We start from the raw sequence: 19,308 nt of genomic DNA on the forward strand, positions 1-19,308 counted from the left end.
GGATGCGGTTCGATACTAGCAGGGCAAACAAAAGGCCGCCGCCCTTGCGGGCGGCGGCCTGTCAAACCACTACATCAGGAGCACGGATCAGAATTCCTTGGAGAAATTCAGGAAGAACGTCCGGCCGAAGTAGTCGTAGCCGCTGTACAGCGGTGCGTTGCCGATGGTGGTGTAGGCACCGGTCGACACGACCGGCGGGTCCTTGTCGGCCACGTTGCGGATCCCGCCGGTCACCGACCAGTCGTCGCCGGTGTACTTCAGCGACAGGTTGTGCAGGAAGTAGTCGTCGATCGCCATCTGGTAGGTCGGGCGGTAGTCAACGCCGTCGTACTTCTCGTAGTACGAGTAGCTCTCAACCGAGCCCACCCAGTCCAGGCCGTAGCGCACGCGCCAGTTGCGGATGGTGTAGTTGAGGTCCAGCTGGCCGGTCAGTTCCGGTGCGCCGATGGTGCCGCTGTAGTCCTTGTACTCGACGCTCGGCAGGGTCTGGCCGCCCTGCTCCAGGAAGCTGGTGACCGCCAGGTTGGCAACGAAGCGGCCCTGGCCGATGTCACGCGCATAGCGGGTGGTGAAGTCCCAGCCGCGCACCTTGTCACGGGCCACATTGATGTAACCGGTGGTCACGGTCAGCGAGTTGTTGGCGGCGCGCTGCACCAGCGAGCAGTAGCCGGAGCCGGCGGTGAACTCGGCCTGCGACTGGCCGTAGCACAGTGCCAGGACCTGGGCGCCGCTCAGGCGGGCAACACCGTTCTTCACCTCGATCGAGAAGTAGTCCGCCGCGAAGGACAGGTCGCCGAAGCCGTCACCGAATTCCGGCTGGAACACCAGGCCTGCGGTCACCGCCTCGGAGGTCTCGGCCGACAGGCCGGTTTCCGCGCCACCCTGGGTGTAGACCGTGATGCTGTTGGTGGCGTTGAAGTTCGGCGGCAGGCCCAGCGAGGAGCAGTTCAGGTAGGTGTTGCTGTTGGTGTCGGTGGCATTGCCCCAGTCGTTGCAGGGGTCGCCGCTCTGGTTGGCGAAGCCGCTGCTGGCGCCGAGGAACTGCTCGAACAGTGCCGGGGCGCGGAACGAGGTGCCACGCGAGGCGCGCAGCGACAGCCAGTCGACCGGCGTCCAAAGCATGCCCAGCTTCCAGGTGTCATCGCTGCCGTAGGAGTCGTAGTCGGTGTAGCGGCCGGACAGGTTGAAGGTCAGCTCCTGTGCGCCCGGCAGGCCGGACAGCAGCGGGATCTCGAACTCGGCATAGGCTTCCTTCACCGAGTCCTCGCCGCGGGTCGGCGTGGAGGAGGTGAAGCCGTAGAGGTTGCTGTTGATCGAGTTGATGTCCGGGGTGTCGTCGATCTCCATGCCGCGGTACTCGACGCCGAACGCTGCGGCCACGGTGCCGCCGAACGGAATGTCGAACAGCGGGCCGCTGACGCCAAAGGCCGCGGTCTCTTCCTCGTAGATGGTGCTGCCGTGGGTCTCCTGCATGATGTAGTTGCGGTACGCCTGCGAGAGGTTGCCCGCGACGACGTCGGCGCTCAACACCGGGGCGGCGACGCAGCCGTCGGAGGTGTCGCGGCAGACAAAACCGCCGTTGCCATCGGAAACCACGTCATAGCTCTTGGCGATGCGGTCGGTCAGGCGGTTGTCGGTGTAGTAGTCCGCGTCCGAACGGCCGTAGCTGAGGTAGCCGTCGTAGCTCCAGGAGCTGCCCAGGTCGCCGCGCAGGCCGGCGGTGTAGCGGCCGAAGTCGATGGTCTGGCGGTTGCCGTACAGGCCCCAGCCGATGAAGGCGCGGGCAGCGATCGGCAGGCCATTGGTCGAGCCGTCGGCGGGAGCGGCGGACATCCGCGGCAGCCACGACAGGTCGCCCAGCAGCGGGCTGCCGACGGCGTAGTCGACGGTGTGCTGCAGGTAGCCGGTCTGCTCGGACTCGCGGCGGGTGATCAGGGCCTCGAAGTAGGCCTCGGCATCACCCATCACGCCCAGGTCCATGCTGCCCTGGAGGAAGCCGGTGACGTTGGTGGTCGGCGAGATCAGCGACTCGCGCTTCATCGTCGGGTCGTACGTGGTACGCCCTTCCAGATCCACGCCCTCGTAGCCGGGCAGGTCGCCATCGGTGACGGAGGCATTCGGGCGCCAGCGGTTGAAATAGTCGAAGCCACCCGGCGGCATGTTGTCCGGATCGTAGGTGCCGTAATAGCCCAGGCTGCCCAGGCCGGGGCGACCCAGCAGGTACTGGGTGCCAAGGGTGTTGATGGTCACGCCGCCGGCGTCCAGGCCCCAGCACTTGGGCTCGCCGGTGGTCGGATCGATGTAGTCGTCGGCGCCGTAGCGGCCGGTGGCGTCGTCGCGGCCCAGCAGCGGGCGCGGGCAATCGCTGGCCCAGTCGCGGTCACCCATGGTGACTTCCTGGCGGTCGTAGATCTCCAGCGAGCCGGAGACGCGCCACTTGTCGCCGCTGGTGCCGAACAGGGTGCCCCAGCGGGTTTCCAGGCCGCCACCGTTCTGGGTGGCGTTGGTCTGGAACTCGACGGCCACGCCGTCGAACTTGCTCTTGGTCACCACGTTGACCACGCCGGCGACCGCGTCGGAACCGTAGATGGCCGAAGCGCCATCCTTCAGGACCTCAACGTGCTCGACCATGATGTTCGGCAGCGTATTGAGGTCGACCGAGCCCACGGCGCCGCGCGAGCCGGACGGCGAAAGGCGGCGGCCGTTGACCAGCAGCAGCGAGCGGGTCGGGCCCAGGCCGCGCAGCGACAGGGTGTTGACGCCCGGGCCGCCGTTGACGACGTAGCCGCCGTAAGCGTTGTTGATCTGGTCCGAGCCGCCGGTGACGGCATTGCTCTGGAGCAGGCCGGCGGTGGAGTTGAAGCCGGCAACGGTCGACTCCTCGCGGGGGATCACCTGGATGGGCGAGACCGAGTTGAAGGTGCTCTTGGCAATACGCGAACCGGTGACGGTGACGGCATCCAGGGTCGAGGTATTGGTGGGGGCGGCCTCTTCGGTGGACTCCTGGGAGTCCTCTTCGGTGGCGTCCTGAGCGTGGACGACGCCGAGCGGGAACATCAGGGCGGTCGCCAGCGCGAGGGTGAGCGGGTTCTTGTTGAAGCGTGAGCCGGAAGCGTTGCGGCGGGCGGCCATTGAATTCTCCTGTGGAAACAACTAGTTGGGTCGCAGTAACGTTGCTGTTGCAATCGTTGCTGAATGATACTACTCACGGCTTTCCGTAAAATGCAACGCCTTTTTAACGACATCAACACATTGCCCGCGTAGAGGGCCGCTCCGGCCCGTTCGGGCATTCCTGACGGCTGCCGTAGACTTCCGGACATGAATAGCCAGAAAAACTCCCGGATCGACAGTCCGGCCGCCCTGGTCGGACTGGGCAATGACCTGCTGCGCCAGCGACGGTTCACCGAGGCGGTGGAGCTCGGGCGCCGTGCCGCCGAGGCCTGCCCGGACCAGGCGCAGGTCTTCGCCTTCCTGGCCGAGGCCCTGCGCCTGGCGGACGACCTGCCCGGCGCGCTGGTCGCGATAGACCAGGCCATCGCGCTCGGTGGTGCCGCGCAGCACAAGGTCAAGAAGGCCTGGCTGCTGTCGCGCTCGTACCGCCGCGACGAGGTGCCGGCCCTGGTGGCCGGGATTTCCGCCGAGGCCGGCGACAATGCCGTGCTGCTCTGGCAGATCGGCAAGCTCTACTTCCACCACAACATGCTGCAAGAGGCCATCGTCCACTACGTCAGGGCACTGGCCGTGGCCGGCGACCGGCCGGCCTGGCGCTACGACCTGGCGGTCGCCCGCTTTTACGCCGGTGACGCGGCGGCGGCCGAGGGCGACCTGGAGAGCATCTTGGCGGTGACGCCGCAGGCCGGTCCCGTGATCTACCTGCGTTCGACCCTCGTCAGGCAAGGGCCGCAAAGCAATCACGTCGCCGATATCGAGGCCAGGCTGCAGGCGGGCTTCTCGCAGGACGAGGACGAGGCCTGCGCACTGTATGCGCTGGGCAAGGAGCTGGAGGACCTCGGCGAGCACGAGCGTTCCTTCGCTGCCTTCACGGCCGGTGCGAAGAAGCGCAGGGCCACGCTCAACTACGACGCTTCGGCCTTCTACGCCACCCTGGAAGAGGTCCGTGGGGTCATGGATGCGCCGGCGATGTCGGCACCCGCGAACGGGTGCGAGGACGAGGGCGCGATCTTCATCCTGGGCATGCCACGCACGGGTACCACGCTCGCCGAGCGCATGCTCCTGCAGTCCGGTTGCGTGGAGAACGCCGGTGAACTGACCGATTTCGGCTTCCTGCTGGGTGCGGCGATCAGCCGCCTGCAGGTCGCCGATCCCTCGCTGGGCGTGGCCGCAGCCACGCAACAGCTGGACTTCGCCGCGCTTGGGCGTGACTACATGCGTGGTGCCCGGCAGATGGCAGGCGGCAGTGCGCGCTTCATCGACAAAATGCCGGCCAACTACATGTACTGCGGCCTGCTGCACCGGGCCATGCCCAATGCCCGGATCATCCATGTCGAGCGCGACCCGCTGGACAGCTGCTATGCGATCTTCAAGACGCTGTTCTTCAACGCCTACGAATTCTCCTACGATCTCGACGAACTGGCGGAGTACTACATCGCCTACCGCCGGATGATGCGGCATTGGCACGAAGTGATGCCCGGGGCGATACTCGACGTGCGCTACGAGGCGCTGGTGGCCGACCCGGAAGGGCAGTCACGGCGCATCTACGACTGGTGCGGCCTGGAGTGGAATCCGGCCGTTCTGGAAGTTCCGGACAGGCGCAGGGCCTTCGCCACGGCCAGCGCGGCGCAGGTGCGCGAGCCGGTGCATACACGTTCGGTCGGCAGCTCCCGCAGGCACCTGAAGGGCTTGGCGCCGCTGGTCGACAGGCTCCAGGCCGCCGGCCTGTACACGCCATAAGCCACCCGCCCCGTGTGGGCCAAGCGCGCACGGGGCAGCACTCCGGATCCAGGACATGATGAACAAGATCGCCTCCCATGCCGTGCAGCCCGGCCTGTTCCCCCACCCGCGCATCCGCAATGTCATCGCCGTGGGTTCCGGCAAGGGCGGGGTGGGCAAGTCCACCACGGCGGTCAACCTGGCCCTGGCCCTGCAGCGGCTCGGGGCGAAGGTGGGCGTGCTCGATGCCGACGTGTATGGGCCCAGCGTGCCGGCGATGCTGGGCCTGTCGGGGCGGCCGGAGAGCCCGGATGACAAGTCGATCGAACCGATGCGCGCGTTCGGCATCGAGGCCATGTCCATCGGCCTGCTGGTCGACCAGGACACGCCTATGATCTGGCGCGGGCCGATGGCCACCTCGGCCCTGACCCAGCTGTTCAACGACACCCGCTGGGGTGACCTGGACTACCTGCTGATCGACCTGCCGCCGGGCACCGGCGACATCCAGCTGACCCTGGCCCAGAAGATCCCGGTGGCCGGGGCGGTGATCGTGACCACGCCGCAGGAGATCGCCACCCTGGATGCACGCAAGGCGCTGAAGATGTTCGAGAAGGTCAACGTGCCGGTGCTGGGCATCGTCGAGAACATGGCCGTGCACGTGTGCGGCAACTGCGGCCACGCCGAGCACCTGTTCGGGCAGGGCGGCGGGCAGGCCATGGCCGCGCAGTACGGGGTGCCGCTGCTGGGCTCGCTGCCGCTGGACCTGCGCATCCGCGAGCAGGGCGACGTGGGCACCCCGGTGGTGGCCGCGGCAGCGGACTCGGCGCCGGCGCAGGCGTACCTGGCCGCGGCACAGGCGATGGCCGCGCAACTGGCCACCCGCCCGCGGGCCTCGATCCCGATCGCCTCCACCCTGGGCTGAGCCTGCCAGGACAGGGAGGGTGCGGGCGGCCGCTGCTTTTGTAGGAGCCCAGCTTGCTGGCGACGCGACACCGTCGGCACAGGCGACCTCGTGGCTCCGACGTCCGTGTCGCCAGCAAGCTGGGCTCCTACAAGGGAAGCGGGCCGGTTAGAATCCAAGGGTTACGGCCCGAGCGGCCACAAGGGACACCGCATGAGCATCAAGAGCGACCGCTGGATCCGCCGCATGTCCGAACAGCCGGGTGGGATGATCGAGCCGTTCGAGCCGGGCCAGGTCAAGCTGGCCGCCGACGGCCAGCGCATCGTCAGCTACGGCACCTCCAGCTACGGCTACGACGTGCGCTGCTCGCGCGAGTTCAAGGTGTTCACCAACATCAACTCCACCATCGTCGACCCCAAGCACTTCGACCCGAAGAGCTTCGTGGACATCGAGGCCGACGAGTGCATCATCCCGCCGAATTCCTTCGCCCTGGCGCGTACCGTGGAGTACTTCCGCATTCCGCGCGACACCCTGGTGGTGTGCCTGGGCAAGAGCACCTACGCGCGCTGCGGGATCATCGTCAACGTCACCCCGCTCGAGCCCGAATGGGAAGGGCACGTGACCCTGGAATTCAGCAACACCACGCCGCTGCCGGCGCGCATCTACGCCAACGAGGGCGTGGCCCAGATGCTGTTCTTCCAGTCGGCCGCCGACGACGTGTGCGAGACCTCGTACAAGGACCGCGGCGGCAAGTACCAGGGCCAGACCGGCGTGACCCTGCCGCGGACCTGATGCCGACCTGACGCGGGCTGCCGCGCACCCGCTCCCGTAGGAGCCGGCTTGCCGGCGATGCGTCCGATTCCGTGGGGGCGGAGGCCGGGGGTCCGCCCGGCGGAGTCGCTTTGGCGAGGCGGTCCGGAAGCGACCGGGGGCAGGCTGAGGGTGCGATGTCCGGGGGCGGTCGCCGGCAAGCCGGCTCCTGCAGTAGAGGCCTAGAATCGGGGCTTTCCTTCCGGAGAGCCGCATGCGCCCCCGTCCCGTATCGAAGCTGTTGCGCGCTGCACTGCTGTGCAGCCTGGCCATGCTGGCGGCCCCGCCAGTGGCCCATGCCGCCGAAGGCGCCAGGCCGGCACCTGCCGGCACGCCGGTTGCCGATGCCGCCTTCGACCCGGCCGCCTTCGACGCCTACGTCGAGCAGGTGCGCGCGCGCTTCGAGGTGCCGGGGATCGCGGTGGCCATCGTCGAGGATGGCAAGGTGGTGCTGGAGCGTGGCTGGGGCGTGCGCGAGCTGGGCAAGCCCGGTGCGGTGGACGCGCATACCCTGTTCGCCATCGCCTCCAACACCAAGGCCTTCACTGCCGCCTCGCTGTCGATGCTGGCCGACGAGGGCAAGCTCTCGCTGGAGGACCGGGTCGTCGACCACCTGCCGTGGTTCCGCATGGCCGACCCGTACGTGACGCGCGAAATGCGCGTCCGCGACCTGCTCACCCACCGCAGTGGCCTGGGCCTGGGAGCGGGCGACCTGCTGTTCTGGCCGGGCAGTGACTACTCCACCACCGAGGTGGTGCAGCGGCTGAAGGACGTGCCGCTGAAGACCGGCTTCCGCGAGCGCTACGCCTACGACAACATCCTCTACGCCACGGCGACCCTGGTGATCGAGCAGGTCTCCGGCCAGTCCTATGCGGATTTCCTGCAGCAGCGCTTCTTCGATCCGCTGGGGATGTCGGGCACGCGCTTCAATGCCGATGCCCTGCGCCCGGGCGATGCGGCCGCCACCGGCCACGCCAAGGCCGATTTCAGCCGGTTGCAGCCGACTTTCCCGTTGACCTGGCACAACGCCGCCGGCGCCGGTGGCCTCTACTCCAGCGTGCACGACATGTCCCGCTGGATGAACGCGCAACTGGCCGGTGGCCGCTACACCGATGCGCAGGGCAACACGCAGCAGCTGTTCAGCCCGGCGCGTCAGAAGGCGATGTGGTCGCTGCATTCGCCCATGCCGGTCGGCGCGCCGTCGGTGCCGGCACTGGCGCCGGCGGTGCCCGACTTCATCGGCTACGGCGAAGGCTGGATCACCTCGTCCTACCGCGGCGAGAAACTGGTCTGGCACACCGGTGGCTGGCCCGGCATGGTCTCGCGCGTCACCCTGGTGCCGGGGCGCAACCTGGGCGTGGTGGTGCTGACCAACCAGGAATCCGGCGCGGCCTTCAACGCGGTGACCCTGCAGGTACTCGATGCCTGGCTGCGGCCGGCGCAGCGCACCGGCTGGATCGAGGCCTATGCACAGACGGCCGATGCCTCCCGGGCCAAGGCCGATGCCGCATGGAAGGCGCGGGTCGCCGCGCGCGACCTGCGTTCAAAGCCGTCCCTGCCGCTGGCCCGCTACGCCGGCACGTACCGCGATGCGTGGTACGGCGACGTGGAGGTCCGCCAGGAAGGCGGCGCGCTGCGCATCGCCTTCGGCCGCAGCCCGCTGCTGCGCGGCACGCTGCAGCACTGGCAGCACGACACCTTCCTGGCGAAGTGGGATGACCGCACGCTCAACGGCGATGCGTTCGTGACGTTCGCGCTGGATGCGGACGGGAAGATCCGCGAGGCACGGATGGAGGCAGCCTCGGACCTGACCGACTTCAGCTTCGACTTCCAGGACCTGCGCCTGCTGCCGGTGGAGTAGGGCGGCCGCGCGGTTGCCAACGAAAGCGGGAATCCGGTGGCGGGCTGTGGCGCTCTGGCGTGTGGCCTGCTGCCGCTCATGTCCCCCGGTCCCGTCCCGTCGGGCCGGGACCTCCTCTTTTACTTCCCGTCAGCAGGCCACACGCCAGGGCGCACCAGGCCTGGCTGGCTGCCAACGGAAAGCGCGCACTGCGCACCGGTACCGCATCGATATGCCTTTGCCCTTCGTACAGACGAGGATGATCGTGGGGCGGTGGAGCGCGATGCCTGCCGACGGGAAGTAAAGGAGGAGGTTTCGGCCATGGGCCGAAGCCGGGGGACATGAGCGGCGGCAGGCGTCGCGCCCCACCGCTTCAGCCGGGTCTCCTGCCTTTCCAGGCTTTCCAGCGGGCAGAAGGCATGCATTCCGTCACCAGGGACCCATTGCCCAACGAAAAAGCCCGCCTGCAAGGCAGACGGGCTCCGATGTCGGGTGTGGCGACGGTGCGGCCTACTGGATCGGCTCGTCCAGGATCAGCTGGCGCACGAAGCGTACCGGCGGCGCGCCGTAGGACAGCACCTGGTCGTGGTAGGCCTTCAGCTTGAAGTCCGCGCCGCGCGAGGCCTCCACCGCCTTGCGCATGTCGAAGTGTTCCTGCACGCCGACGAAGTAGGTCGGCAGCTGGGCCGAGGTCAGCTGCGCGCGCACCCACTTGCCGGCCGCCTCGCGCTCCTGCTGGAAGGTCTGGCGGACCATCAGGTCCATCGCCTGCTCGCGGCTCCAGCCGTCCACGTGCACGCCCTGGTCGAGGATCGCGTTGGCGATCGTGCGCAGGTAGAACTTCAGCTGGACCAGGCGGAACAGCGGGTCGCCGTCCAGGTAGCCGGCGTCGGCCATCATCTTCTCGGTGTACACCGCCCAGCCCTCGGCGAACATGCCCGAGCGCAACACCGCGCGCAGGGTCGAGGGGAACTTGGCCGAGTGCCAGCCTTCCAGGTAGTGGCCCGGGGTGCCCTCGTGGATGCTCAGCAGGTGGATCATCCGCGAGTTGTATTCGCGCAGGAACGAGTCGACCTGCTCGCCGGTCCAGTCCTCCGGGATCGGCGAGACCGCGTAGAAGGTCTTCAGGTGCTTGTCCAGCGGGCCGGGCGAGTCGCAGTAGGCCACCGCCACCCCGCGCTGGAATTCCGGCATCTCGATGATCTCCACCGGCGCGTCGGGCAGGGTCACCAGGTCCTTGGCGCGGACGAAGTCGGTGGCCTGCTTCAGCGCGGCCTCGGCCTCGGCCACCACCTTGTCGCGGGCCGGACGCTGCGCATAGGCCAGCTCCAGCGCCGCCTCGATCGCGGCCTGCTGCTGGCCGGCGTCCGGCGTCTCTGGCAGGGCCGGCGCGCCGGCCTTGTCCTTGAGCACGTCGCGGGCGATGGCGTACATCTCCCCGCGCACGCGCGCCAGTTCGCCCTCGGCCCTCTGCTTGATCTCCGCGCGCGACAGCGAGGACACCAGCGCGAACTGCAGCTTCTGGTCGTACAGCTGCGCGCCGATCCGGAACTCGCCCTTGGCATTGGGCACCAGGGTCTGGTCCAGCCATTGCTGGTGCTCGGCCACGGCCTGCCTCAGGCCGGCGATCGCCGCCTCGGCCTGGCTGCGGTCGGCTGCCTCCAGCTGGCCCAGGTTGGGGACGATGAAGGTGTCGACGATGCTGAGGATGCCGGCGTTCTGCCGGGCCACGGTCTCGGCGTGGATTTTCGGCACCCTCGCCGGGTCGAGGTTGGCGCGGGCCTGGGCCAGCAGGGCCGGGACCTTCAGCATGCGCGCGGTGGCCGACTTCAGCCTCGCCGGCAGGGGCGCGAACTCGCGCGCCATCAGTCCGTAGATCGCGCCGCCGGCCAGGCCGCTGTAGACCTGCGGGTCCCAGGCCCAGGCCTGCAGGGTTTCGCTGCTCCACAGGTCGTACTGCAGCTGGTTGCGCAGGATCGCCGCGTCGACCTGGTTCTCGCGCGACAGCGCGGACAGGTCCATGGCATCGAGTTCGGCGAGGATGCCGCGGCCGAATTCCAGGCCCTTCCGCCGGCCCTCGGCGGACAGGTCGTCCAGTTCGCCGTCGTAGCGGTGCTCGCCGATCTGGGTGGCGCCCACCGGCGAGAGCCGTAGCCAGCCCTCGAGCGCGCGCCGCGACAGGTCGGCGAAGGCGGCGTCGGCGCGGGCCTGGTCGCCGGCGGTCGTGGCCTCGGCAGCGTTGGGGGCGGGCGTCTGCGCCTGCTGGCAGGCGGGCAGCGCGGCGGGCAGGGCGAGGGCGAGCAGGGAACGGCGCATGGCGGTCGGGCATCCGGAAGGAGGCCGCCAGCATAGGCGGCGGCCCCGGCGGCCGCACCTGCCATTGGCTTACCCGCAGCGGCCCCGACCTCGTACGCTGGGCATCCCGAGGACACGGAGCAGGACCATGGAATACCAGGGAAGCTGCCATTGCGGCGGCATCGCGTTCACCGTCGAGGGCGAGATCGGCCAGGTCGTGGACTGCAACTGCTCGATGTGCCGGCGACGCGGCGGCCTGCTGTGGTTCGTGCCCGCCTCGGCGTTCGCCCTGCGCACGCCGCGCGAGCGTCTGGCGACCTACCTGTTCAACCGGCGCCACATCCAGCACCACTTCTGCCCGACCTGCGGCATCGCCCCGTTCGGCGAGGGCCAGGCGCCGGATGGCAGCACCATGGTCGCGGTCAACGTGCGCTGCCTGCCGGAGGTGGAGCTGGATGCGCTGCAGGTCGCGCCCTTCGATGGGGCGCGGCTGTGAGGCCGGGAGCGGGTTCCCGGATGCTGGCGCTGGTCGCGGCCGCGTTCCTGGCCGGTTGCGCGAACAAGGAGAGCATGGGCTTCGCGGCGGCCGACGCGGCCGCCGGGGCGCCGCAGGGACGGTTCCTGGCCTATGAGCACCAGGTCACCGTGGCGCTGGATGTCGAGGCGCTGGCCGGCCGCCTGGCCGAGGTGCAGTCGGCTTGCCAGACGGCCAGGTTCGGCGAGTGCGAGGTACTGGAAGTGGCCCAGCACGGCGGCGACCATCCCTCGGCCCGGCTGGTGGTGCGGAACGTGCCGGCGGGGGTGGGGCCGATGGTGGGCGCGGCCAGCCAGGGCGGCCGGGGCGGCAGCCGCAGCACCCATGCCGAGGACCTGGCCCAGGCGGTGGCCGACAACGCCCAGGCCCAGGACCGGCTGCGGCGCGAGCAGGCACGGCTGGAGGAGTTCCAATCGCGCCGCGACCTGGCGGTGGCCGACATGATCGCGCTGTCGCAGCAGCTGGCCCAGGTGGAGGCGCAGCTGCAGGCGGCGGCGCAGGAGGCGGCCCAGCAGCAGCGCCGGATCCAGACCCAGAAGCTGACCCTGGAATTCCAGCCGCCGGACCTGCAGAGCGGCAGTGGCGAGATCGGCCAGGCGGTGCGCGACTTCGTCTCGATCCTGGCCACCGGCACCGCCTGGACCATCCGCGCGGTCGCGTTCCTGATCCCGCTGGCGGTGGTGGTGGCCGTGCTGGTGGCGGTGTGGCGCTGGCGGAAGCGGCGCCGCGGCTGATCGCGGCGGCGCGCGTGGGGGGCGTCGCCGGTAAACGAAGTGCGCCCCGCAGCGGAACGCCGCTCAGGCGTTCCGCACTAACCGCAGGTCGCCGGTGGCGGCCGCGGTCGGCGTCCCGAGGTGGAACATCGCCGTGGTCCGGGCCAGGGCCTCGGCCTCGGCTTCCAGGGTGCGCGCGGCGGCGGTGGCTTCCTCGACCAGGGCCGCGTTCTGCTGGGTGGCCTGGTCCATCTGCACGATGCCGTGCCCGACCTGCTCGATCCCGGCGGCCTGCTCGCGCGAGGCGGTGGCGATCCCGGCCATGATCCCGTTGACCTGGCGCACCGAGTCCAGGATCGCCGACATGGTGTCGCCGGCCTCGCGCACCAGCGCCGAGCCGGCGCCGACCTTGCCCACCGAGTCCTCAATCAGCGCCTTGATCTCCTGCGCCGCGCCCGCCGAGCGCTGCGCCAGCGCGCGCACCTCGCTGGCGACCACGGCGAAGCCGCGGCCCTGCTCGCCGGCGCGCGCGGCCTCGACCGCGGCGTTGAGCGCCAGGATGTTGGTCTGGAAGGCGATGCCGTCGATCAGGCCGATGATCTCGGCGATCCGGCGCGAGGCGCCCTCGACCTCGCCCATGGTCGCCACCGCCTTCAGCACCACCTCCTCGCCGCGCGCGGCCACCTCGGCCGCACCCTGCGCCAGCCGGTCGGCCTGGCGCGCGTGGTCGGCGTTCTGGCGCACGGTGGAGGTCATCTCCTCCATCGAGGCGGCGGTCTCCTCCAGGCTGGCGGCCTGCTGCTCGGTGCGCCGGGACAGGTCCTGGTTGCCCGCGGCGATCTCGCCGGCGGCGGTGTCGATCCGGGTGGCGGCCTGCTGCAGCTGGCCGATGATCGCGGCCAGGCGGTCGCAGGTGGCGTTGGCATCGGCCTTCATCTGGCCGAAGTCGCCGCCGAGGTCGCGCTCGATGCGCCGGTCCAGGCGGCCCTCGGACAGCGCCGAAAGCAGGCCGCGCACCTCGCGCACGCTGTCCTGGGTGGTATCCAGGAAGCGGTTGATGCCCTCGCCCAGGGTGGCGAAGAAGCCCTGGCTGCGCGCGGCGTCCAGCCGCTGGCCCAGGTCGCCGCGTGCGGCGGCGTCGATGATCCGGGCGATGTCCGATTCCAGCGCCAGCTCGGCGGTGCGGTCGCGCCACTCGACCACGAAGCCGATGCGCTGGCCCGCCGCGTCCAGCACCGGCGTGATCACCTGGCTGAAGTGGACCTGGCCGACCCGGATGTTGCCCTGGTGGGTGCCGTCGAGTCGGTCGAGCAGGTCGCGGATCCGCGCCGGGTCGGCGTGGAAGCGGTGGATGCTGGTGCCGAGCAGGCCGTCGGCGTCGAAGTCCGGGAAGCGCTTGCGCAGTTCGGATTCCTGATGGCGCAGCAGCTCGACCACCGAGCGGTTGGCGTAGCGGATGACGTGGTCCTCGTCGGCGATCATCATCCCGGTGCGCGACACGTCCAGGGCGACCCGGGTCCGCGCGTTGTTCTCGTTGGCCTCGCGCTCGGCCTGCTCGCGCTGGCGGATCTGCGCGCTCATCCGCACCAGCGCGGCGGCCAGCGAGCCGGCCGGGAAGCGCATGTTCGCCATCGCCTCGGGCACCGGCTCGCCGCGGGCCACGCCCTCGGCCAGGCCGGCCAGCCGGCGCGGACCGTGACCCAGAGCCTCCAGTTGCTGGCGCAGCTGCCGGGCCATGATGCAGACGAACGCGGTCTCCACCACTACGTACAGCGCATGCAGGACCACGATCCCGAAGCCGCTGCCCGGCTCGAACGCCCGGATCGGCAGCCCGCGCGACTGCAGCCAGAAGAACGCCACGTGGTGCACCGCGATCGCCGCGGCGGCCACCACCACCGGCAGCCAGTCGCGGTAGTACAGCAGCAGGGCGATCACCACGAACACGCCGAAGTGGGTCTCCACCAGCCCGTGCGACTGCTGGATCACCGCCGCCACCATCGCCATCAGCACCAGGGCCGCGGTCGCGCTGCTGATCCGGGTGCCGGCGTGCAGGCGGACCTGCAGCCCCATCACCGCCAGGCCCGGGAGGACCACGGCGAGGAACGGCAGCCACTGGCCGTTCCAGGCGGCCAGCGCCAGCGAGGCCAGCGCCTGAAGACCGGCCAGTACCAGGAACAGGCGGTCGGCCTTGGCCGACAGGCCGCGGGCATAGACGAAGTCGTTGAGGCCGGAATCCGGCGAGGGTTTGATGACGGTGGACACGGGGGCCTCTGCGGAAGCGAAACGGAAGGGAAGAGATCAGCAGGCGCAGGACGCGGCTGCGGGCAGCTGGACGCTGCGGCTGGAGGCCAGCAGGGCGGGCAGCCAGCGGGCGAGGCGGGTATCGGCGCTTCCGGCGCCGCACAGCGTCGGGTCCGGCCGCAGGGCACCGGCATAGCGCAGGTCGCCATCGGCACCAAGGATCAGCACTTCGTGCCCGGCCAGACCGGGAGCGGCGGCATCGATGGTGTGGGCGGTGCCGTTGCGGTCGGTGATGGCCTGGGCCAGCCGCTCCCAGCCGGCGTCATCGACGGGGCAGGAACAGGCGGCGCCGGAGAGGCGCAGCGCCAGCGGACGGCCGAGGGCGGTGGCCGGCAACTGCGCGCGCAGGCCATCCAGCACCCGCTGCGGCACGGCGGCGGTGGCCTCGGGATGAGGTGCGATCGCGGCGAACGCGGCGACCATCCAGCCGCTCCACAGCGCCAGGAGCGCGAGGCCCGCGTGCCTGCGGAGACGTGAGAGTTTTCGAGAGGAAAGCATCGGGGCCGCACCTGACTGCCAGACACCGGAGCTCGCATGTCGCCATGCGGCGACAACGCAGGCATTCGGCGATCCTGTTAGCGGCCGTAGGCGCCGCTTCCTGAGTGATTCAGGGAGTCGAGGTGCGGATCGGTTCAGTCTGTGGCAAGGGCGCCGTGCATGCGTGGATGCGGCGCCGGATGCAAGGGGCGGTTATTCCCCGTCGTGCTCGAACTCGACCACCAGGCCCAGGCGCAGGGCCAGTTCCTCGACCGCTTCGCGCACGCGGCCGGCGGTGTAGTCGTTGGGCGCGTCCACTTCCAGTTCGTGGGTGCCCGGGCCGATGTCGTCCGACAGGCCGGCCGAACTGGAGTCGTCGTCGTCCATGTGCGGCATCAGGTCGGCCACTTCCTCCACGTGCTCGATGCCTTCCACGCTCTGCAGCAGGTCGGCCACCGCGCGCAGGTCGTCGTCGCTGCCGGTGATGCGGATGCGGAGCTGGGGCATGGTCGGGATTCCGTGTGGGGTCGGTTCCAGCCTGCCGCCGCCGCCATAAACGCCGGGTGAGGACGGCGCCTGCGCCTGCGTGCCTGTCAGGTCCGCGTGCGCGGGCGCGCGCGTCCGCCGGGCGAAGGCGGCGGCGTGCGCTCGTCCACGGCCTCGCGCTTGAGCCAGTCGATGAACAGGGTGGCGGCGGGACTCGGCGGGCGATGGGCGGGGTAGACGATGTAGTAGGCGTAGCGGGCCTTCAGCGCCGGGCCGGGCAGCCGTACCAGTTCGTACTGCTGCAGGTAGGGTTCGGCGATGTGCTTGCGCGCCAGCGCCGCGCCGATCCCGTAGACCGCCGCGCGCATCACGTCGGTGCTGTCGTTGAAGGTGTGCATCGGCGGCAGCTGCACGCGGGCGCCGGCGGCGCGGAACCAGTCGCGCCAGCTCTGCGGCGACAGGTCGCTCAGCAGGGGCAGGCCGGCGATGTCGCGGGGTGCGGCGATGCGCGCGCGCTGGACCAGGGCGGGCGAGGCGACCGGGAACAGTTCGTCGTCCATCAGGTGGTGGGCATGCAGCCCGGGCCAATGGCCTTCGCCATAGCGCACGCCCAGGTCGGGCCCGCCTTCCTCGAAGCGCGAGAACGCGCTGTCGGTCTGGATGTCCAGGCGCACGTGCGGATGGGCCTGGCAGAACCGGGGCAGGCGCGGCAGCAGCCAGCAGTACGAGAGCGAGCGCAGCGTGGTGACCCGCAAGGGCGCCGCGTCCGGGTCCGGATGCAGGTTGCCGGCCACCGCGGCGATGTCGTCCAGGGCCGCGCCGGCCGCGTCGGCCAGCTGCCGGCCCTCGACCGTCAGCCTGACTCCGCGCGCATGGCGATGGAACAGGGTCGCGCCGAGCAGTGCCTCCAGCTTGCGGATGTGGTGGCTGACCGCGCTGGCGGTCAGGTGCAGCTCGTCGGCGGCATGGGCGAAGTTCTGGTGCCGGGCGGCGGCGACGAACACGCCGAGGGCCGGCAGCAGGGCGGGGCGCAGCTTCATGGTCAGACCTGAACCAGATTTGTGGCTTGCCGCGATACTACGCGCTTGTCGGCGGTGGCCGCGCGGACCGATCCTGTCGTCCTGCCGCGACGACCCAAGGAAAGAACGTGCAACACCGGGTGCTGTTCGATTTCGAGATCACCTTCTCCAATGGCGGCGGGCTGCGCGGCTGGGATTTCCGCCTGGACATCCCCGGTGCCTACATTGATGAAGATGCGCTGGCCCGGCACGTGGTCGAGGACCTGCGCCTGCTGATGGTGGGCCAAGTGCGGGTGGAGAACGTGCGCATCATCCAGGAGGCGCACAAGCGCGCCGCGGGAGCGGCGGCGTGAGCGGCCCGGCCGAGGCGGCGCGCGTGGCAGGGGAGCCGGCACGCGACTGGCACACGCCCCTGCAGCTGCTGCTGGTCGGCGCGGTGTTCGGCAGCTCGTTCCTTTTCATGCGGGTGGCGGCGCCGGAAATGGGCGCCGGGCCGCTGGTCGGGGTGCGCCTGGTCTGCGGCTCGCTGGTGCTGCTGCCGTTCGTGTGGCAGGCGCGTCGGCAGCTGCCCTGGCAACGCTGGCCTGTGGTGGCGCTGATCGGGGCGATCAACGCGGCTGTGCCCTTCCTGCTGTTCGCCTGGGCGGCGCAGCGCGCGCCGGCGGCGGTCGGGGCGATCTGCAACGCGATGGCGGTGCTGTTCACCGCACTGGTGGCGTTCGCCGCGTTCGGCGAGCGGATCGGCCTGCGCCGGGCATTGGCCCTGCTGGCCGGATTCGCCGGCGTGGTGGTACTGGCCACCGCCAAGGTCTCGGGCCTGGCGCTGGGACCGGCGGTGCTGGCCGGCACGGCCGCGGCGTTCTGCTACGGGATCGGCATGAACCTGGTGAAGCGCCGGCTCGGCGACCTGCCGCCGGCGGCCGCCGCTGGAGCCACCCTGTCGGTCGCCGCAGTCCTGGTGCTGCCGTTGGCGCTGGCCGCGTGGCCGGTGCAGCCGGTCTCGGCGGCCGCCTGGTCCAGCGCGGTGGCGCTGGGGGTGCTGGGCACCGGCCTGGCGTTCATTCCCTACTACCGGCTGATCCAGCGCATCGGCGCGCCGCGCGCCGCGGTGGTGGCCTACCTGATCCCGGTGTTCGGCGCCTTGCTGGCCTGGCTGTTCCTGGGCGAGCCGGTGACGGTGAGGATGCTGCTGGCCGGGCTGCTGATCCTGGGCAGCGTCGCCGCCAGCCAGCGCGCGCGCTGAGCGGCGTCGCTGCCGCTCAGGCGAACAGCCCCTGCGCCGGCGACAGCTGCGCGTGCCGGCGCGGCAGCGCCTCGGCGGCCAGGCGCAGCATCGCCGGGGCGATGTAGGCGTGGTGCACGCCGGCGATCAGGGCCAGGTAGAGGTGGCCGAAGGCATTGCGGCAACGCACCCGGGTGCCGAGGCTGATCTCGACCCCGGCATCGCCGATCTGCACGCCCACGCAGGAGCGGAACGCCAGGTGGCGGTCGTCCGCGCCCAGCACCACCTGCGCGCGCCGGCCATCTTCGTCGATCTGCTGCGCCAGCACCGGGTGGCGTCCGGCGAACAGCCGGCTGCGGTCTTCCGACAGCAAAGAGGACACCGGGCAGCCCAGCGGCGAGGTGCGCAGGCGTAGCGGCCGCACCAGCAGGTTGCGCAGGCGCATCAACCGGGTCACGCCGGTCGGACGGTACTGCAGGAAGCCATCCAGCAGCTCGGCCAGCAGGCTGGCCGCGTTGTGGCCCGCGGCGACCTGGCCGTGCAGGCGCAGGACGAACGTGTCCTGCTGATGGAAGCCGGGCAGCTGCTCCAGCAGCAGCGAGCCCTGCGGCGGCGCCGGCAGCGGCCGTGCCCGCGGCACGCGCCCTTCGACGAAGCCGTCGCCGGCCGGCAGCCAGGCGCGCAGGCGCCCGGCCGGCGCGCGCACCGCTGCGCACAGGCCCCGCCGCCAGCTGCCCGGCGGCGCATGCAGCGACAGCCGCACCGTCGGCACCTCGCGCCGTTCCGGCGGATGCGCCGCCAGCCAGGCCTGTACCGGCGCCGGCAGGGTCTCGGTCAGGCTGGCGATGGTGGCGTCGCCGGCCAGGACCTGGTCCTGCAGCGCGCCGGCGGCGTCCAGTCCGCCCAGCTCGTCGGTATGGCAGGACAGGGCGAACAGCACCGGATGCGGCGAACCGGCCTGCAAAGGCGCGAACTGGTGCCAGGTGCCGCCGCCGAAGCGCACCGTGAACAGGCAATCCGGCGGCACTTCGATGTGGTGCAGGGCCGCGGCGAAATGCGCCGGGTCCTGCGCCAGCTGCGCGTCGGAGGCGGTGGAGAAGCGCAGCCGCGCGCCGGCGCTGCCGCTGACCGCGGTGAACACCCGGTGCCCGGCATGGCGGTGGAAGGGATGGCCGCCGGCGCCGACCGCGAAGGTGAACAGCGCGCTGCGCTCGCCGGCGTCGAAGTCCGGCGCGGCCACCCGCACCGAGGGTTCGTCGAGGGCGTCGACGAAGCCGTCGTGCCCGCGCTGGCGCGCACCGGCGTCGCGGTGCAGGCGATCGCCCGCACCGTGGCCGAGCTGCGCCAGCAGCACCACTTCGACCGGAAGGCCGCCGCTGTAGGAACGGATGCGGGCGGTGGGGAATCCTGCGACTACGTCGGGATGGCGGCTCATGGCGCGGTTCCTGAAGTCAGCGTGGCTTGGGCGTGCGTGGCTTGGGCGAGGGCGGGGCGGTGGCCTGGCGGGCCCGTGCCTGCGACTCGCGCTTGAGCGGGCCGGCGGTGGGGCAGACCTCGAAGGCGAAGCCGGCCAGGGTGTTGACCAGGTTGTCGGGCACCAGCCGGTAGAACACGTACTGGCCGCGCTTCTCGCTGGCCACCAGCCCGGCCGCTTCCAGCACCGACAGGTGCCGGGAGATCGCCGGCGCGCTCATGGCGAAGCGCGCGCCGATCTCGCCGGCGGTCAGTTCCTGGGCCGAGAGGTAGGCCAGGATCTCGCGCCGGGGCCGGGACGCCAGCGCGTCGAAGATGCGGTCGACTGCCATGGATCGATGCTTAG

At 70.5% G+C, this 19,308-nt stretch carries 16 protein-coding genes; 8 read left to right on the forward strand and 8 right to left on the reverse strand.

Features of this window, described 5'->3' with window-relative positions; genetic code table 11:
- Positions 1–87 precede the first annotated feature (87 nt).
- On the reverse strand, positions 88–3,132 hold the full coding sequence (locus CSC62_RS03145; protein ID WP_162404710.1) for a TonB-dependent receptor plug domain-containing protein: 3,045 nt from the start codon (positions 3,130–3,132) through the stop codon (positions 88–90).
- Between the two features lie 186 nt (positions 3,133–3,318).
- Here CSC62_RS03145 and CSC62_RS03150 point away from each other — a divergent pair, with 186 nt between their 5' ends.
- From CSC62_RS03150 to CSC62_RS03165, 4 genes are all read left to right on the forward strand, one after another.
- A complete protein-coding gene (locus CSC62_RS03150; protein WP_162404711.1) occupies positions 3,319–4,911 on the forward strand; it encodes a tetratricopeptide repeat-containing sulfotransferase family protein in 1,593 nt (530 codons plus the stop codon).
- Between the two features lie 55 nt (positions 4,912–4,966).
- Positions 4,967–5,812, forward strand: a complete 846-nt coding sequence (gene apbC / locus CSC62_RS03155; RefSeq protein ID WP_162404712.1) for an iron-sulfur cluster carrier protein ApbC — start codon at positions 4,967–4,969, stop codon at positions 5,810–5,812.
- A gap of 192 nt (positions 5,813–6,004) precedes the next feature.
- On the forward strand, positions 6,005–6,583 hold the full coding sequence (gene dcd / locus CSC62_RS03160) for a dCTP deaminase (protein ID WP_162404713.1): 579 nt from the start codon (positions 6,005–6,007) through the stop codon (positions 6,581–6,583).
- Positions 6,584–6,815: 232 nt separating this feature from the next.
- Positions 6,816–8,462 (forward strand): serine hydrolase, encoded by a 1,647-nt coding sequence (locus tag CSC62_RS03165; protein WP_162404714.1) that lies wholly within the window; start codon positions 6,816–6,818, stop codon positions 8,460–8,462.
- A 489-nt stretch (positions 8,463–8,951) separates the two neighbouring features.
- Here the strand turns inward: CSC62_RS03165 and CSC62_RS03170 are convergent, their stop codons facing one another.
- Positions 8,952–10,757 (reverse strand): DUF885 domain-containing protein, encoded by a 1,806-nt coding sequence (locus tag CSC62_RS03170; RefSeq protein ID WP_162404715.1) that lies wholly within the window; start codon positions 10,755–10,757, stop codon positions 8,952–8,954.
- 127 nt (positions 10,758–10,884) lie between these two features.
- Between CSC62_RS03170 and CSC62_RS03175 the strand changes: the two genes are divergently transcribed.
- Positions 10,885–11,232, forward strand: a complete 348-nt coding sequence (locus CSC62_RS03175) for a GFA family protein (protein ID WP_162404716.1) — start codon at positions 10,885–10,887, stop codon at positions 11,230–11,232.
- Positions 11,233–11,252: 20 nt separating this feature from the next.
- The gene (locus tag CSC62_RS03180) at positions 11,253–12,005 is read left to right on the forward strand and encodes a DUF4349 domain-containing protein (protein ID WP_246194148.1); all 753 of its coding nucleotides are present in this window, start codon (positions 11,253–11,255) and stop codon (positions 12,003–12,005) included.
- Between the two features lie 63 nt (positions 12,006–12,068).
- Here CSC62_RS03180 and CSC62_RS18155 read toward each other — a convergent pair whose 3' ends face one another.
- The 4 genes from CSC62_RS18155 to CSC62_RS03200 all read right to left on the reverse strand — a co-directional run bounded on the left by CSC62_RS18155 (position 12,069) and on the right by CSC62_RS03200 (position 16,288).
- A complete protein-coding gene (locus CSC62_RS18155) occupies positions 12,069–14,246 on the reverse strand; it encodes a methyl-accepting chemotaxis protein (RefSeq protein WP_162404717.1) in 2,178 nt (725 codons plus the stop codon).
- A 36-nt stretch (positions 14,247–14,282) separates the two neighbouring features.
- Positions 14,283–14,708 (reverse strand): hypothetical protein, encoded by a 426-nt coding sequence (locus CSC62_RS03190; RefSeq protein ID WP_162404718.1) that lies wholly within the window; start codon positions 14,706–14,708, stop codon positions 14,283–14,285.
- 267 nt (positions 14,709–14,975) lie between these two features.
- A complete protein-coding gene (locus CSC62_RS03195) occupies positions 14,976–15,269 on the reverse strand; it encodes a hypothetical protein (protein WP_162404719.1) in 294 nt (97 codons plus the stop codon).
- Positions 15,270–15,355: 86 nt separating this feature from the next.
- On the reverse strand, positions 15,356–16,288 hold the full coding sequence (locus CSC62_RS03200) for a LysR substrate-binding domain-containing protein (protein ID WP_162404720.1): 933 nt from the start codon (positions 16,286–16,288) through the stop codon (positions 15,356–15,358).
- 107 nt (positions 16,289–16,395) lie between these two features.
- Here CSC62_RS03200 and CSC62_RS03205 point away from each other — a divergent pair, with 107 nt between their 5' ends.
- A complete protein-coding gene (locus CSC62_RS03205; protein ID WP_162404721.1) occupies positions 16,396–16,620 on the forward strand; it encodes a cyclase in 225 nt (74 codons plus the stop codon).
- Entirely contained in the window at positions 16,617–17,510 is an 894-nt protein-coding gene (locus CSC62_RS03210) for a DMT family transporter (protein ID WP_162404722.1), read from the forward strand. The genes CSC62_RS03205 and CSC62_RS03210 overlap by 4 nt, the downstream gene beginning before the upstream one ends.
- A gap of 16 nt (positions 17,511–17,526) precedes the next feature.
- Here CSC62_RS03210 and CSC62_RS03215 read toward each other — a convergent pair whose 3' ends face one another.
- A complete protein-coding gene (locus CSC62_RS03215; protein ID WP_162404723.1) occupies positions 17,527–18,924 on the reverse strand; it encodes a DUF2867 domain-containing protein in 1,398 nt (465 codons plus the stop codon).
- A gap of 16 nt (positions 18,925–18,940) precedes the next feature.
- Entirely contained in the window at positions 18,941–19,294 is a 354-nt protein-coding gene (locus CSC62_RS03220) for a metalloregulator ArsR/SmtB family transcription factor (RefSeq protein ID WP_162404724.1), read from the reverse strand.
- Between the last annotated feature and the right edge of the window lie 14 nt (positions 19,295–19,308).

The sequence above is a fragment of the Pseudoxanthomonas jiangsuensis genome (assembly GCF_010093185.1).
In the GTDB taxonomy this organism is placed as follows: domain Bacteria; phylum Pseudomonadota; class Gammaproteobacteria; order Xanthomonadales; family Xanthomonadaceae; genus Pseudoxanthomonas; species Pseudoxanthomonas jiangsuensis.